This window comes from Actinoallomurus sp. CA-142502 (assembly GCF_050936355.1).
Taxonomy (GTDB): domain Bacteria; phylum Actinomycetota; class Actinomycetes; order Streptosporangiales; family Streptosporangiaceae; genus Actinoallomurus; species Actinoallomurus iriomotensis.
In genome coordinates, this window is the sequence record NZ_JBNJMY010000001.1 from 8,580,425 (window position 1) to 8,593,267 (window position 12,843).

General features: G+C 71.2%; 13 protein-coding genes. 7 read left to right on the forward strand and 6 right to left on the reverse strand.

All coding sequences use genetic code 11. The features are described 5' to 3' along the window. Positions 1-7 precede the first annotated feature (7 nt). The 5 genes from ACQEV1_RS40035 to ACQEV1_RS40055 form a co-directional block, all read right to left on the reverse strand. Positions 8-577 (reverse strand): ArsR/SmtB family transcription factor, encoded by a 570-nt coding sequence (locus ACQEV1_RS40035; protein ID WP_285627822.1) that lies wholly within the window; start codon positions 575-577, stop codon positions 8-10. A gap of 75 nt (positions 578-652) precedes the next feature. Continuing rightward, positions 653-1,801, reverse strand: a complete 1,149-nt coding sequence (locus ACQEV1_RS40040; RefSeq protein WP_285627820.1) for an alcohol dehydrogenase catalytic domain-containing protein — start codon at positions 1,799-1,801, stop codon at positions 653-655. A gap of 38 nt (positions 1,802-1,839) precedes the next feature. Then, positions 1,840-2,694 (reverse strand): ABC transporter permease, encoded by an 855-nt coding sequence (locus ACQEV1_RS40045; protein ID WP_285627818.1) that lies wholly within the window; start codon positions 2,692-2,694, stop codon positions 1,840-1,842. Then, a complete protein-coding gene (locus tag ACQEV1_RS40050; protein WP_285580421.1) occupies positions 2,691-3,473 on the reverse strand; it encodes an ABC transporter ATP-binding protein in 783 nt (260 codons plus the stop codon). Before ACQEV1_RS40050 ends, ACQEV1_RS40045 begins: the two co-directional genes overlap by 4 nt. 2 nt (positions 3,474-3,475) lie before the next feature. After that, entirely contained in the window at positions 3,476-4,543 is a 1,068-nt protein-coding gene (locus ACQEV1_RS40055) for an ABC transporter substrate-binding protein (RefSeq protein WP_433401682.1), read from the reverse strand. A 175-nt stretch (positions 4,544-4,718) separates the two neighbouring features. Between ACQEV1_RS40055 and ACQEV1_RS40060 the strand changes: the two genes are divergently transcribed. Together ACQEV1_RS40060 and ACQEV1_RS40065 are read left to right on the forward strand one after the other, a co-directional pair. Beyond that, positions 4,719-5,279 carry a MarR family winged helix-turn-helix transcriptional regulator gene (locus tag ACQEV1_RS40060; protein ID WP_285627811.1) on the forward strand — a complete coding sequence of 187 codons (561 nt, stop codon included), beginning with the start codon at positions 4,719-4,721 and terminating at the stop codon, positions 5,277-5,279. Positions 5,280-5,388: 109 nt separating this feature from the next. After that, complete coding sequence (locus ACQEV1_RS40065; protein WP_433401684.1) at positions 5,389-6,864, forward strand: aldehyde dehydrogenase; 1,476 nt, start codon at positions 5,389-5,391, stop codon at positions 6,862-6,864. Positions 6,865-6,877: 13 nt separating this feature from the next. Here ACQEV1_RS40065 and ACQEV1_RS40070 read toward each other — a convergent pair whose 3' ends face one another. Continuing rightward, positions 6,878-7,429 (reverse strand): MarR family winged helix-turn-helix transcriptional regulator, encoded by a 552-nt coding sequence (locus ACQEV1_RS40070; protein WP_285627805.1) that lies wholly within the window; start codon positions 7,427-7,429, stop codon positions 6,878-6,880. Between the two features lie 236 nt (positions 7,430-7,665). On the opposite strand from ACQEV1_RS40070, the gene ACQEV1_RS40075 reads away from it, so the two are divergent. The 5 genes from ACQEV1_RS40075 to ACQEV1_RS40095 all read left to right on the forward strand — a co-directional run bounded on the left by ACQEV1_RS40075 (position 7,666) and on the right by ACQEV1_RS40095 (position 12,840). Beyond that, positions 7,666-8,487: an FAD binding domain-containing protein gene (locus ACQEV1_RS40075; RefSeq protein ID WP_285627799.1), complete on the forward strand. Its 822-nt coding sequence runs from the start codon at positions 7,666-7,668 to the stop codon at positions 8,485-8,487. Beyond that, on the forward strand, positions 8,484-8,969 hold the full coding sequence (locus ACQEV1_RS40080; protein WP_433401687.1) for a (2Fe-2S)-binding protein: 486 nt from the start codon (positions 8,484-8,486) through the stop codon (positions 8,967-8,969). The genes ACQEV1_RS40075 and ACQEV1_RS40080 overlap by 4 nt, the downstream gene beginning before the upstream one ends. Then, a complete protein-coding gene (locus tag ACQEV1_RS40085) occupies positions 8,966-11,248 on the forward strand; it encodes a xanthine dehydrogenase family protein molybdopterin-binding subunit (RefSeq protein ID WP_433401689.1) in 2,283 nt (760 codons plus the stop codon). Before ACQEV1_RS40080 ends, ACQEV1_RS40085 begins: the two co-directional genes overlap by 4 nt. Positions 11,249-11,387: 139 nt before the next feature. After that, positions 11,388-11,909 (forward strand): cupin domain-containing protein, encoded by a 522-nt coding sequence (locus tag ACQEV1_RS40090; protein WP_285627791.1) that lies wholly within the window; start codon positions 11,388-11,390, stop codon positions 11,907-11,909. A 1-nt stretch (position 11,910) separates the two neighbouring features. Then, entirely contained in the window at positions 11,911-12,840 is a 930-nt protein-coding gene (locus ACQEV1_RS40095; RefSeq protein WP_285580437.1) for a PDR/VanB family oxidoreductase, read from the forward strand. Positions 12,841-12,843: the final 3 nt, after the last annotated feature.

Here is a 12,843-nt window from a genome sequence, read left to right on the forward strand (position 1 = left end):
GGCCGTCTCACTCTGAGTCCGAGTCGGTGGCGGGAAACGCCAGGAAGCGGGCGTAGACGGGCCGGGCGTCTTCGGGTACGTCTCCGGGGTCCCGCTTGAAGCGGTTGACGAGCCGGATGTACTCCTCGAAGAACTCGCGGACCTCGTCGAGCGTGAGGTGCAGGAGCGAGCGGGAGTACGGCACGGCGTCTCCCCACTCGCCGAGGGACCCGCGCCGGCCGAGGAAGCGCCCGAACGCCTCGACGTCGGCGTCGAACGCCATGCGGTTCAGCTGGTCGAGCGCGGCGCGCACCTGCGGGCTCTGCCGGCTGGGCGGCGGGAACCGGCGGTCGCCGGGCACGGCGCGCCACCATCGCTCCCGCCCGTGCGCCCTGTCCGCGAGCTCCTCGACGAACCCGTGCCTGGCCAGCTCGCGCAGGTGGTAGCTCGTGGCCCCGGTGTTGAGGTCCAGCGCGCGGGCCAGGGACGCCGACGTGGCCGGGCCGTGCAGGGCCAGGTGCTCGAGCATCTTCTGCCGCCGCGGATGCGCGAGCGCCTTCAGCACCTCGAGGTCGTTGATCTCCTGCGGTTCGGGCATGAGTGCACAATATTCTGTGCACAGAGAATTGTGCAACTACGCCACGGGAGGCCGGCGGGAGGTCGCCGGCCTCCGCTACGGAATCAGCACGAACTTGCGCCCCGCCCCGGCGCCGAACCTCGCGTACGCCTCCACGGCGCCGTCCAGCGGCACCGGGGTCGCCCCGACGACGTCGCCGATCGCCAGCCCGCCCGCCAGGAGGGCTTCGGCCAGCTCGTCCTGGTAGCGGCGGGCCGGCGTCGCCCCGGAGCCGACGGTGAGCGCCTTGGACCAGATGCCGCCGAGGTTCACCCCAAGGGCGGGCCGGCCGGCCGCGGAATAGACGCCGGGGACGGCGATCGCGCCTCCCGGCCGGACCACCGAGACGACGTCGTTGAGCGCGGAGGCGAGCGGCACGCCGTCGCCGTCCAGTCCCGGAGCGGACGCGCCGACGCAGTCGATCCCGGCGTCGACGAGCGGCCGGCCGGTCAGGTCCGCCACCATCTCGGGCAGGTCGCCACGGGCCAGATCCACCGCCTCGAACCCGACGGACCGGGCGTGCTCCAGGCGCTCGCCGTTGAAGTCCCCCAGGATGACGACGGCCGCGCCGAGCAGCCGGCAGGCCGCGGCGCACGCGAGTCCGACCGGACCCGCGCCGGCGATGTAGACCTTCGCGCCAGGACCCACGGCCGCACCCTTCGCCGCGTGGTAACCGGTCGGCAGGATGTCGCCCAGCAGGGCCACGTCCAGCAGCCGCTCCCGAGCCTGGTCGGCGTCGGGAAAGACGTAGAGGTTGAAGTCGGCGTACGGGACCAGGGCGTACTCGGCCTGCAGGCCGGCCCATCCGCCGAAGCCCTCCCCCATCCCGTACGTCGCGCCCGGCCGGTGCGGGTTGACGCCGAGGCAGTGACCGGTGAGTCCGGCGCGGCAGTTCGCGCAGCGCCCGCAGGCGACGTTGAACGGCACGGAGCACACGTCGCCGACCCGCACGCGCTGGACGTCCCGGCCGACCTCGATCACGACTCCGGTGAGCTCGTGGCCGAGGACCATGCCGGGAGCGGATCCCGGACCGTGCAGGGTGTGCTGGTCCGAGCCGCAGACGCAGGTCGCGAGCGTGCGCAGGATCACGCCGTGGTCGCAGCGGCGTGGCAGCACGCCGGGGGCGGGCCGTACGTCCAGCCCGGGCAGGGCCACCTCGCGGAGTTCCACGCGGCCCGGCCCGGCATAGACGACGGCCCGTTGCACGTCACCCGTGACGGGGAGGGGCCCCGCGCCGGCCGCGTTCACAGGCTTCCCGACGCCTCGAAGCTGCGCCGGCCGCCCCGCCGGGGCACCAGGACGCGCTCGAGGAGTTCGACGACGCCGAACAGCACCGCCCCGATGACCGTCAGCCAGGCGACCGAGGCGAACACCGTGAGGCTGTCCATGTCACCGCGCGCGGTGATCAGCAGCACGCCGAGCCCCGTGTCGGCGCCGACGAACTCCGCCACCACCGCGCCGACGACGGCGAGCGTGATGCCGACCTTCACGCCGGCGAAGATGCTCGGCACCGCCCACGGCCAGCGGACCTTCCAGAACGCCTGCCACCGGCTCGCGCCCATGGACCGGACGAGCATCAGGCTCTCCGGGCGAGCGGCGCGAAAGCCCACCATGGAGTCGATGACGACGGGGAAGAAGCAGATCAGCGCCACCATCAGCACCTTCGGCAGCTGTCCGAAGCCGAACCAGATGATGAACAGCGGCGCGATCGCGACCTTCGGCACCACCTGGGCGACGATCAGCAGCGGGTAGACCGCCCGGCGCACGACGCTGCTGTAGACCATCGCCACCGCGATCGGGAGGGCGACGACGATCGCGAGCGCGAACCCGACGAAGATCGCGATGATCGTCGGCACCGACTGGTCGGCGAAGGTGCCGAAGTCGGAGAACATCTTCTTCACGACGGCGCCCGGAGCCGGCAGCACGTACTCCTTGACGCCGCCGAACGACACCATCGCCTGCCACACCGCGACGATGACGACGACGAGGATGAGGGGCAGCACCCCGTCGGCGATCCGCGACCGGAGCGGCCGGCGTCTCCGGGCGCGCGTTCCGGTGGAGGCGGTGGCCGGCTTCTTCCGCTGGTCCGTGCTGGTCACGTCCGCTCCTCCGTGAGTACTCCGAGGTTCTCGAAGACCTCGCGGATCTCCCCGACGAGGCCGGCGAACTCCGGCGTGGCCCGCGCGCTCAGGTGCCGCGGCCGGTCAAGCGACACACGGAAGTCCGCCGCGATACGGGCGGGACGGGGCGAGAACACGAGCACCCGGTCGGCGAGGAACACCGCCTCGTCGATGCTGTGGGTCACGAACACGACCGTCTTGCGCCGCTCCATCCACAGGTGCTGCAGATCGATCTGGATCTGGTCGCGGGTCAGGGCGTCGAGCGCGCCGAACGGCTCGTCCATGACCAGGATCTCCGGATCGTGCAGCAACGCCCGGCACAGCGACACGCGCTGCTGCATCCCGCCGGACAGCTCGTCCGGGTAGCGGTCCTCGAACCCGCCGAGGCCGACCTGGGCGAGCAGTTCGCGCGCCCGCGCCTCCGACTCCCGCTTGGAGCCACGGCGGATCTCGGCCTGGAGCATGACGTTCTGCAGCGCGGTTCGCCAGGGCAGCAGCTCGGCTCCCTGGAAGACGATCCCCAGGTCCGTGTACGGCTCGAGGATCGGCCGGCCCGCGACTCTGACCTGTCCGGTGGTCGGCTGGGTCAGCCCGGCCAGGGCGAGCAGCAGCGTGCTCTTCCCGCACCCGCTGGGCCCGACGATGGCGAGGAACTCACCGCGGTCCAGGTCGAAGGACATCTCGTCGACGGCGGTCATGACACCGTCACCGGTGTCGAACGCCTTCGTGACCTGGTCGAACTCGACGAAAGACGCCATCGCTACTGCTTCCCGAGCTGGTCGGAGCACTGGCCGAGATAGGCGTTGCTGGCGACCTCCGCCGGCTTGACCTTGCCGGCGGCGACGCCGCCGTGCTGCTCCATCTGGGCGATGGTGCTCTGCCAGTCGGCCGCGGCCATGCAGCCGAATGCCTGGTCCTTGGTCTTGTCCGTGTGCATCAGCTGGGCGGAGGCCAGCCACTGCTGCTTGACCACGGCTTTGGAGAGCGTGCTCGTCTTGACCACGTTGAAGAAGGACGACACCGCCGCGTCGACGTTCTTGTCGGTGTAGTCCACGGCTTCGGCGGTCGCGGCCAGGAAGTTCTTCACCGCGTCCGGGTGCTTGCCCGCGAAGCTCTTGGAGGTGACGATGCCGGAGCTGAGCACGTTCAGACCGGCGTCCGCGTAGCTGAGCGCGGCGAGCGTGCAGTGACACTTCGCCTCGATGGTCGCCCGGCTGACGTTCAGCAGGCCGAAGCTGAACTGGGTCTTGCCCTGCACGAAGAGGCTGTCCCGGGTCGGGATGTCGACCTTGTTGAGATGCACCGACTGCGGGTTCAGCCCGCTGGCCTTGGCGAAGGCGGGAAACAGCGTCTCCGGGGCGGACCCCGCCGTGAAACCGGCCGTCTTGCCCGCCAGGTCCGACGCGCTGCGGATCCCGGAGTCGGTGCGGGTGAAGATCGCGAGCGGTGAGCGCTGCACCATGCCCGCCACCATCTCGACCGGCATGCCCTTGCCCGCCGCCTGCACCAGGGCGCCGCCGTCGGCGTAGCCGAGGTCGTCCGAGCCGTTGGCCACCGTCTGGAGCGTGGTCGCCGAGCCCTTGCCCGGGTTCAGGGTGACGTCGAGGCCGTGCTTCTTGTAGATGCCCTTGTCGATGCCTGCGAGCAGGGGCAGCACGGCACCCGTGTAGAAGACGTCGGTCCGCACCTTGACCTTGGTCAGTCCCGAGGCGTCCTTCGACCCGCCGGATCCGCCACAGGCCGAGAGCGTCAACGCGCCCGCGATCGCGAGGGCGGCGCCCGGCAGCGTCCAGCGCCGGCCGCGGAGTGCGGCGAAAGAGATGTGCATCGGTTCCTCACAGGGCTGAGCAGACGACCGAGCCGCCGTCCGAGCTGGGCATCCGCCGAGGCGGAGGGGATTTAGCTTGGCACGGAGTATCTTGTAGCTAAATATCTTGTGTCAAGATATCTTGGTTCCGATAGTCTTCCCCGGCGGATTTCGCCCCAGCCGGACGGACGGTGTCATGGAAGCGGTCGAGAGGGTTCTCGAGGACTGGCGACGTGAGCGACCCGACCTGGACGCATCGCCGATCGGCGTGTTCGGTCGCGTACGCCGGGTGGACCAGCTGTCGCGCCACGAGCTTGAGGTGTTCCTGGCGCCCCACGGCCTGACGCCCAAGTCCTTCGACCTGCTGGCCAACCTTCGCCGCAGCGGGCACCCGTACCGCAAGACCCCCTCCGAGCTCGCGGAGTCCTCACTGCTGTCCACGGGAGCGATGACCGGCCGCCTCGACAGCCTGGAGGCGCAGGGCTGGATCCGGCGCACCCCGCACCCCACCGATCGTCGGGTCATGTACGCCGAGCTGACGCCGGACGGCGTGAAGCGCATCGACGAGATCTTCGCCCTGCACCTGGCCAACGAGGAGTCCCTGCTCGGCGACCTGTCCCAGGAGGAGCGCGACCGCGTCGCCGCGGCCCTCGCCACACTGGAGGAGGCCCTGCAGGCCGCGGTGGCCAGAAGGACTCCCGGCGGTCCGCAGGCTCCCCGGCCCCGCAGGGCACGCACGGCGCGCCGCGTCGTGTGAACCACCCCGGACCGCGAGGCGCCGGAGGACCACCGACCGGCCCCACACATCGCCTAAAACCTTAGCGCTAAGGTATATCCGCCACGTCATTCGGTGGAAGGCGGACTTCATGGACCAGATCAGGGATGAGATCCTCGTCGGCGGCGACTGGCGCCGGGGCGCCGGCGCTCTCATCGAGACCCGCGATCCCGCGACCGGCGCGCTCATCGCCGCCGTTCACGGCGCGGACGCCGAAGACGTGGAACTGGCGGTGGCGGCGGGCCGCCGGGCCGCCGCCGATCCGGCCTGGCGCGATCTGCTGCCGCACGAGCGGAGCCGGTTCCTGACGAGGATCTCCGACCTCATCACCGAGCGGGCCGAGGACCTGGCCCGGCTGCAGACCGCGGACACCGGCAAGTCGATCAATGAGACACGGGCGCTGGCGGCGAGTGCGGCCGGCACGTTCCGCTACTTCGCCGCCGCCCTGGAGACCGCGGAGGAGGCGCTCACCCCGCCCCGCGGGCCGTACCTCACCATGAGCGTGCACGAACCGATCGGCGTCGTCGGCGCCATCACCCCGTGGAACTCGCCGATCGCCAGCGACGCGCAGAAGCTCGCCCCCGCGCTGGCCGCCGGCAACGCCGTCGTGCTCAAGCCGGCCGAGTGGACTCCGCTCGTCTCCCTCGCCCTCGGCAGACTGATCACCGACGCCGGACTGCCCGCCGGGCTGCTGTCGGTGCTGCCCGGCCCCGGACGGACCATCGGCGACGCCATCGTGCGCCATCCCGGCGTGGGGAAGGTGACGTTCACCGGCGGCACGGCCACGGGCCGGACCATCGGCGCGGCGGCCGCCGAGAAGATCATGCCGGTGTCGCTCGAACTCGGCGGCAAGTCGCCGACGATCGTCTTCCCCGACGCCGACCTCGACCAGACGGTCGCCGGGGTGCTGTTCGGGATCTTCTCCTCGTCGGGTCAGAGCTGCATCGCGGGATCGCGCGTGTTCATCCACGCCGACGTCTACGACGAGGTGCTCGACCGGCTCGTGCGGCACACCGAGAAGCTGCGGATCGGCCCGGGCACCGACCCGGCCACGCAGGTCGCCCCGATGGTGACGCACGCCCATCGCGACAAGGTGGCCGCCATGGTCGACCGCGCCCGCGAGGAGGGCGCCCGGGTGCTCTGCGGCGGCGGAGTGCCGGACGGACCGGAGTACGCGGCCGGCGCCTACTATCTGCCGACCATCCTCGACGGGCTGGCCAACGACTCGGCCACCTGCCAGGAGGAGATCTTCGGTCCGGTGCTGGTGGCCCTGCCGTTCGCCGACGAGGAGGACCTCGTCGCCCAGGCCAACGACACCGTGTACGGCCTGGCCTGCGGCATCTGGACCGGGGACTATCGGACCGCGTGGCGGGTGGGCCGCCGGATCGAGGCGGGGACGGTCTGGATCAACACCTACAAGCAGTTCAGCATCTCCACGCCGTTCAGCGGCCTGAAGGGAAGCGGCCTCGGCACGGAGAAGGGACGCGAGGGCATCCGCTCCTACACCCGGCAGAAGAGCCTCTACTGGGGGCTCACCGAAGATCCCCTGCCCTGGGCGGGCGTCTGAGACCTGGACCGGGTCAGGCCTCGCCCGCCGCGGCGGCGGGCGGGTGCTGCTCGGCGTGCTCCAGCGAGCGCTCCAGCTTGCTGAGCAGCAGGCCGAGCTGACGCCGCTCGGCCTCGTTGAGTCCCGCCAGCATGCGGTCCTCATTGGCGAAGTGCGCCTTGGCGACGGTGTTGACCACGTCGAGGCCCTTGTCGGTGAGCTGGGCGAAGACGACCCGCCGGTCGTCGGAGTCGCGCTCCCGGGTGACCAGACCCGCGGACTCCAGCCGGTCGAGGCGCAGCGTGATGCCCCCCGTCGTGACCAGTGCGATCTGGGCGAGCTCACCCGCCGTCCTGCGGTACGGCGCGCCGGAGCGGCGCAGCGCGGCGAGCACGTCGAAGGCGGCCATGTTGAGCCCGTGGCGGTCGAAGAGCTCGGCCACCAGACCCTGGTAGCGAAGGAAGCTGCGGTGCAGCCGGCCGAGGACCTCCATCGGCGAGGCGTCCAGGGCAGGCAGCTCCCGTGCCCACTGCTCCAGGATCAGGTCCACCGCGTCGGGCCGACCTGGAGAAGATCTGCGCGTCATCGCTGGTCGGGAAGACGGCACCCGGCCGACTCGCCCTCCTCCTTCCGGCACCCTGATCCGTCGAAAGATGTCTGAGACCTAAGGTACAGCGCTTCCATCCGCGCGGGCCCGCCTCTTGTGCGAACCGCGGGCCGATGCTAGAAATCTCACCGGTAACTTACTTATAGCTAAGTTTATTTCGCGTGGCAGACGCGATGTCGGTCCTGCTTTCACGCAAAGTCAGGAGGCAAGGACGAATGCGCTTGCTCCCCGCCGGCCTGGTCGCGCCCACCCAGCGCACCATCCCGGATTTCGACCTGCACCGTCCGCGCACGATCGCCGAGGCGGTCGCCGCCGGGGCCACCGGGGGCGCGGTGTACGCGCAGGGCTGCACCGACCTGTTCGCCCGGTTCCGCGAGGGCCTCGACTGCACCCGCCTCGTCTCACTCGACCGGATTCCCGAACTCGGCCGGATCGACCGGGACGGCGCGACCCTGGCGATCGGCGCGGCGGTCGGCCACCACGCCGGCTCGGGCGACGCCGCCGTCCGTGCGGCCCTGCCCGGGTTCGCCGCGGCCTGGGCCCGGATCGCCAACCACAGGATCCGGCAGCGGGCCACCATCGGCGGCAACGTCATGGCGCGTCGCACCCGCTATGAGATGTCGATAATGCTCGACGCGCTCGGCGCGAACCTGGACTTCGCCACCCCGGACGGCGCGGTCGTGCTGTCCCCGGCGGACCTCTGGCAACGGCGGGAGCCGCACGGGGCGCTGCTGCACACCATCCGGATCCCCGACGTGCCCGGCGTGTGGTTCGGCTACGAGCGCTCGCTGCGGCCGCTGCTGACCGTGGCCGCCGCCGTCCGCGGTGGGACCGTACGGCTGAGCGTGGGTTCGGAGTACACCCGTCCCTTCACCGTCGAGGGCGAGCCGGGCATCGATCCCGCCCGGCTGGCCGCCGCGCTCCCGGACGAGATCGGCGACGCCGCCGGGAGCGCCGACTATCGCCGGCACGCGGCCGGTGTCCTGCTGGGCAGGCTGCTGGGCCGTTTCACGGCCGGAGAGGAGGACCCGCGGTGAGCTCGCGCGTCTCGATCGACTTCGAGGTCGACGGAGTGCGGCGGAGCGAGGAGATCGCACCGAACACGGTGCTCCTCGACCTGCTGCGCGATCGCCACGCCCTGACCGGGGTGAAGGCCTCCTGCGAACGCGGTGTCTGCGGCGCCTGCACGATCCTGGTCGACGGGACGCCGACCGCCTCGTGCGGCGTCTTCGCCTTCAGCGTGGACGGCGCCGCCGTGGAGACGATCGACGGCCAGGGACGCGAGGGCGGGCTCGGCCCCGTGCAGCGGGCGTTCGCGGAGTGCGGCGGTTTCCAGTGCGGCTACTGCACGCCGGGCATGGTCATGCTGACGACCGCCCTGCTGCGGGCACACCCGGAGCCGGATGACGAGCGGATCCGCTCCTGGATCTCCTCCAACGTCTGCCGCTGCACCGGCTACCAGATGATCGTCGATTCGGTGCGCCGCGCGGCCGAGCTCAGCCGTGAGGAGCAGCCGTGACGAACCAGCCCGCCGCGGTCGGCACCAGCGCGCGACGGCACGACGCGGCCGCCAAGGTGACCGGCGGCGCGCTGTACACCGCCGACGTCCGGCTGCCCGGGATGCTCCATGCCAAGGTGCTGCGCAGCCCGCACGCGCACGCACGTCTGCGGTCGGTCGACGCGACCCGGGCGCGGGCGCTGGCGGGCGTGCACGCCGTGCTCACGCGCGACGAGCTCGCCGGTCTCTCCCCGACCTACGGATACTTCATCAAGGACCAGCCGGTCGTCGCGATGGACAAGGTGCGCTATGTGGGCGACGTGGTGGCGGCGGTCGCGGCGGAGGACGAGGCGGTCGCGCTGCGGGCGCTGGAGCTCATCGACGTGGTCTACGAGCCGCTGCCCGACGTGCCGGACGTCACCGCCGCGCTCGCCGAGGACGCGCCGGAGCTGTTCGAGGAGGCGCCGCCCGGGATCGTCCCGCCGTACGGCACGGGCGCCTCGGGGCACCTGCGGCCGCGCCGGAACGTCTGCTACGAGTTCCGCTACGCGACCGGCCCCGCGGACGTGTGGCAGGAGTGCGACCACGTCTTCGAGGACACCTTCGCGTTCTCCCGCATGAACCACTTCCACCTGGAGCCGTTCGTCACCGTCGCCGACGTGCGCGGTGAGCAGATCGAGATCTGGAGCTCGACCCAGAACCCGTTCCCGCTGCGCAAGGAGCTGGCCCGGGTGCTGCGGGTCGGCGAGAACCGGATCCGGGTCCACGTGCCGTACGTGGGCGGCGGGTTCGGCGCCAAGCACAACTGCAAGACCGAGCCGATCGCCATCCTGCTGTCGCGCATGGCCGGCCGGCCGGTGCGCTACTGCCTGACCACCGAAGAGGGCTTCCTCACCCTCAGCCAGCACGCGGCGGTGCTGAAGGTGAAGACCGGTGTGAAGGCCGACGGGACGTTCGTCGCCCGGGAGAGCGAGGTGCTGCTCGACGCGGGGGCCTACTCCGACGGCAGCCCGCTGGTCGCCGAGAAGGCCGCCTACCGGATGCCCGGACCGTACCGCTGGACGCACGTCAAGTCCTCCTGCGCGTGCGTGATGACCACGACGACGCCGGCCGGGCCCTTCCGGGGGTTCGGCGCCACCCAGTCGACCTGGGCCGGCGAGAGCCAGGTGGACATGATCGCGCGACGGCTCGGCATGGACCCGTACGAGCTGCGGATCAAGAACCTCAAGCGGCTCGGCGAGCCGTTCGTGCCGGGTGAGAGCGGCATCGACAGCGACCTGGCCGAGGGGCTGGACAAGGTCGCCGGCGAGCTGGGCTACCACCGGCGGGCGCGGATGCCGAATCGCGGCCTGGGCCTGGCCATCGGGTTCAAGGACGGCGGAGGCGTGAACAAGCCCGCGCAGGCGAGGGTGAAGGTCACCGCCAACGGCACCGTCTATGTCAACTCCGGCACCGTCGAGATCGGGCAGGGCGCCTCCACCACTCTGTGCCAGGTCGCCGCCGAGGTGCTCGGCGTCCCGCTCGAACAGGTGGCGTACGCCCCGATCAACACCGACGTCACGCCCTTCGACCAGGGAACCAACGCGTCGTCGGGCATGACCGTGATGGGACGGGCCGTGCTGCGCGCGGCGGAGGCCGTCAGGGCCCAGGTGCTGGAGTTCGCCGCGCGGCAGCTCGGCTGCGAGGCGACCGCCCTGACGCTGGAGAACTGGGCGGTACGGCGCGGCGACGAGGCACCCACACCGCTGCCGGGCTTGATCATGAAGGTGTTCGGCGGCACCGGTTACGAGTTCTCCGGCGAGGGGTTCTTCAAGGCGCCCAACTCCCCCGAGGCGCCGCTGGACGCGCCCTGTGTGTTCTGGGAGATCGGCTGGGCGGGCGCCGAGGTGGAGGTCGACCCGGACACCGGCAAGGTCACCGTGCTGCAGCTCGTCGCCAGCGGTGACGTCGGCAAGGCGATCAACACGCTGGTCTGCCGGGGCCAGGACGAGGGCGCGGCCGTGATGGGGCTGGGTCAGGCGCTGTTCGAGGAGATGCGTTACGACGGGAGCGCGCTGCTGAACGGCGAGGCGCTGGACTACCGCGTGCCGATGGCCGAGGACCTGCCGGAGCGGTTCGTCTCCGTCACGCAGGAGCAGGGACACGGGCCGGGCCCGTTCGGCGCCAAGGGCGCCGGCGAGGGCGCCATGGTCCCCGTGGCCGCCGCGATCGCCAACGCCGTGCACGACGCGACGGGTGTGCGGGTCACCGCGCTGCCGCTCTCTCCGGAACGCGTGTTCAACGCCCTGCACCGCCGCTGAACTGAACGGATCTCGACGACACGCGCGGAACCGTACCCAAATTACTTAGCACTAGGAAGCTTGTTCGTTGATAGCTTGTCAGATAATATCTTGGCACTAAGCTAATAAGCCCGCGAACCTGGAAGGCAGGGCAACACCCATGAGCGAGACCCCGACCACCGCGCCGGTGGACCTGGACGCCCTCATCGACTCGTGCATCGCGAGCCGCGACAGCCGGTACGAGGACTGGGACACCCTCGGCTTCCAGGCCAAGGCCGGCGACGAGTTCCGTCGCGCGCAGATCCGCTACGTCGGCTCCGGCGCCACGGGCGACCACGAGACCGACAACCGCATCATCCCCGCCGGCGGCTTCACCTTCTCGAACATGCGGCTGCCGGCCGGCGCGGTGGGCCCCGAGCACACGCACCACGACGCCGAGGAGGCCTTCTTCGTTCTGGAGGGCAACCTCGAGGTGACCGTGCACGACGTCGAGGACGGCACGAAGACCGCGAGCCGCGTGCTCGGCTACCGCGACCTGATCCGGGTCCCCGCCGGAGTCCCCCGCAGCCTTCGCAACATCGGTGACACCGACGCGCTGTTCTGCGTGATCATCGGCACGACCAAGCCGCAGATCCCGACCTACCCGCCGACCTCCGCGATGCACGGCGTCACCCGGGACTGACATGCTCACGCTCCGCCTTCACCAGCTGACCTGGCTCGCCGAGGGCGTGGTGCGGTTGGAGTTCACCGACCCGCGGGGGGCCGGGCTCCCCGCCTGGGAGCCGGGTGCGCACCTGTCGCTGCGGCTGCCCGGCGGGCTGGCACGGGAGTACTCCCTGTGCGGGGACCCCGCGGACCGCACCCGCTACGCGGTGGCCGTGCAACGGGAGAAGAACTCCCGTGGCGGCAGCGCGTGCGTGCACGAGCGGCTGCGGGTCGGTGACCTCATCGAGGTCGACGGGCCGAAGAACAACTTCGCGCTGGAAGACGCGGCCGCTCATCTGCTCATCGCCGGCGGAATAGGGATCACCCCGATCAAGGCGATGGCGGAGTCGCTCGCGGCCCGCGGCGCGCCGTGGCGCCTGTTCTACTGCGGCACCACGCGCGCCCGGATGGCCTTCACCGAGGAGCTCGCCGGCCTCGGCGACGTCGTCCTGCACGCCGACGACGAGGCCGGCGGCCCTCCGGACCTGGCCGGCGTACTCCGCGACCTGCCCGCCGGCACGCTGGTCTACTGCTGCGGGCCCGAACCCCTGCTGCGGGCCGTCGAGACCGGGCTCCCCGACTCGTCGAGCCTGCGCGTCGAGCGCTTCCGCGCGCCGGAGGCGCCGAAGGCCGGCGGCGACACGGCCTTCACGGTGACCTGCGGACGGTCCGGCGGCACCTTCACGGTGGAGCCGGGCGTGTCGATCCTCAAGACGCTGCGCGCCGGCGGCATGGATCTGCCGTCCTCCTGTGAGGAGGGCATCTGCGGCACGTGCGAGACGCGGGTGCTCGCCGGCGAGCCCGACCACCGGGACTTCCTGCTCACCGACGCGGAGAAGGCGGCGGGCGGCTCGATGATGCTCTGCGTCTCCCGCTCCCGCAGCCCCGAACTCGTCCTTGACCTTTAGGGG

Bases quoted from the DNA above. Each gene is read 5' to 3' on its own strand.
- ACQEV1_RS40050 (WP_285580421.1), bottom strand. From the start codon at position 3,473: ATGGCGTCTTTCGTCGAGTTCGACCAGGTCACGAAGGCGTTCGACACC.
- ACQEV1_RS40065 (WP_433401684.1), top strand. From the start codon at position 5,389: ATGGACCAGATCAGGGATGAGATCCTCGTCGGCGGCGACTGGCGCCGG.
- ACQEV1_RS40075 (WP_285627799.1), top strand. From the start codon at position 7,666: ATGCGCTTGCTCCCCGCCGGCCTGGTCGCGCCCACCCAGCGCACCATC.
- ACQEV1_RS40060 (WP_285627811.1), top strand. From the start codon at position 4,719: ATGGAAGCGGTCGAGAGGGTTCTCGAGGACTGGCGACGTGAGCGACCC.
- ACQEV1_RS40090 (WP_285627791.1), top strand. From the start codon at position 11,388: ATGAGCGAGACCCCGACCACCGCGCCGGTGGACCTGGACGCCCTCATC.
- ACQEV1_RS40035 (WP_285627822.1), bottom strand. From the start codon at position 577: ATGCCCGAACCGCAGGAGATCAACGACCTCGAGGTGCTGAAGGCGCTC.
- ACQEV1_RS40055 (WP_433401682.1), bottom strand. From the start codon at position 4,543: ATGCACATCTCTTTCGCCGCACTCCGCGGCCGGCGCTGGACGCTGCCG.
- ACQEV1_RS40095 (WP_285580437.1), top strand. From the start codon at position 11,911: ATGCTCACGCTCCGCCTTCACCAGCTGACCTGGCTCGCCGAGGGCGTG.
- ACQEV1_RS40070 (WP_285627805.1), bottom strand. From the start codon at position 7,429: ATGACGCGCAGATCTTCTCCAGGTCGGCCCGACGCGGTGGACCTGATC.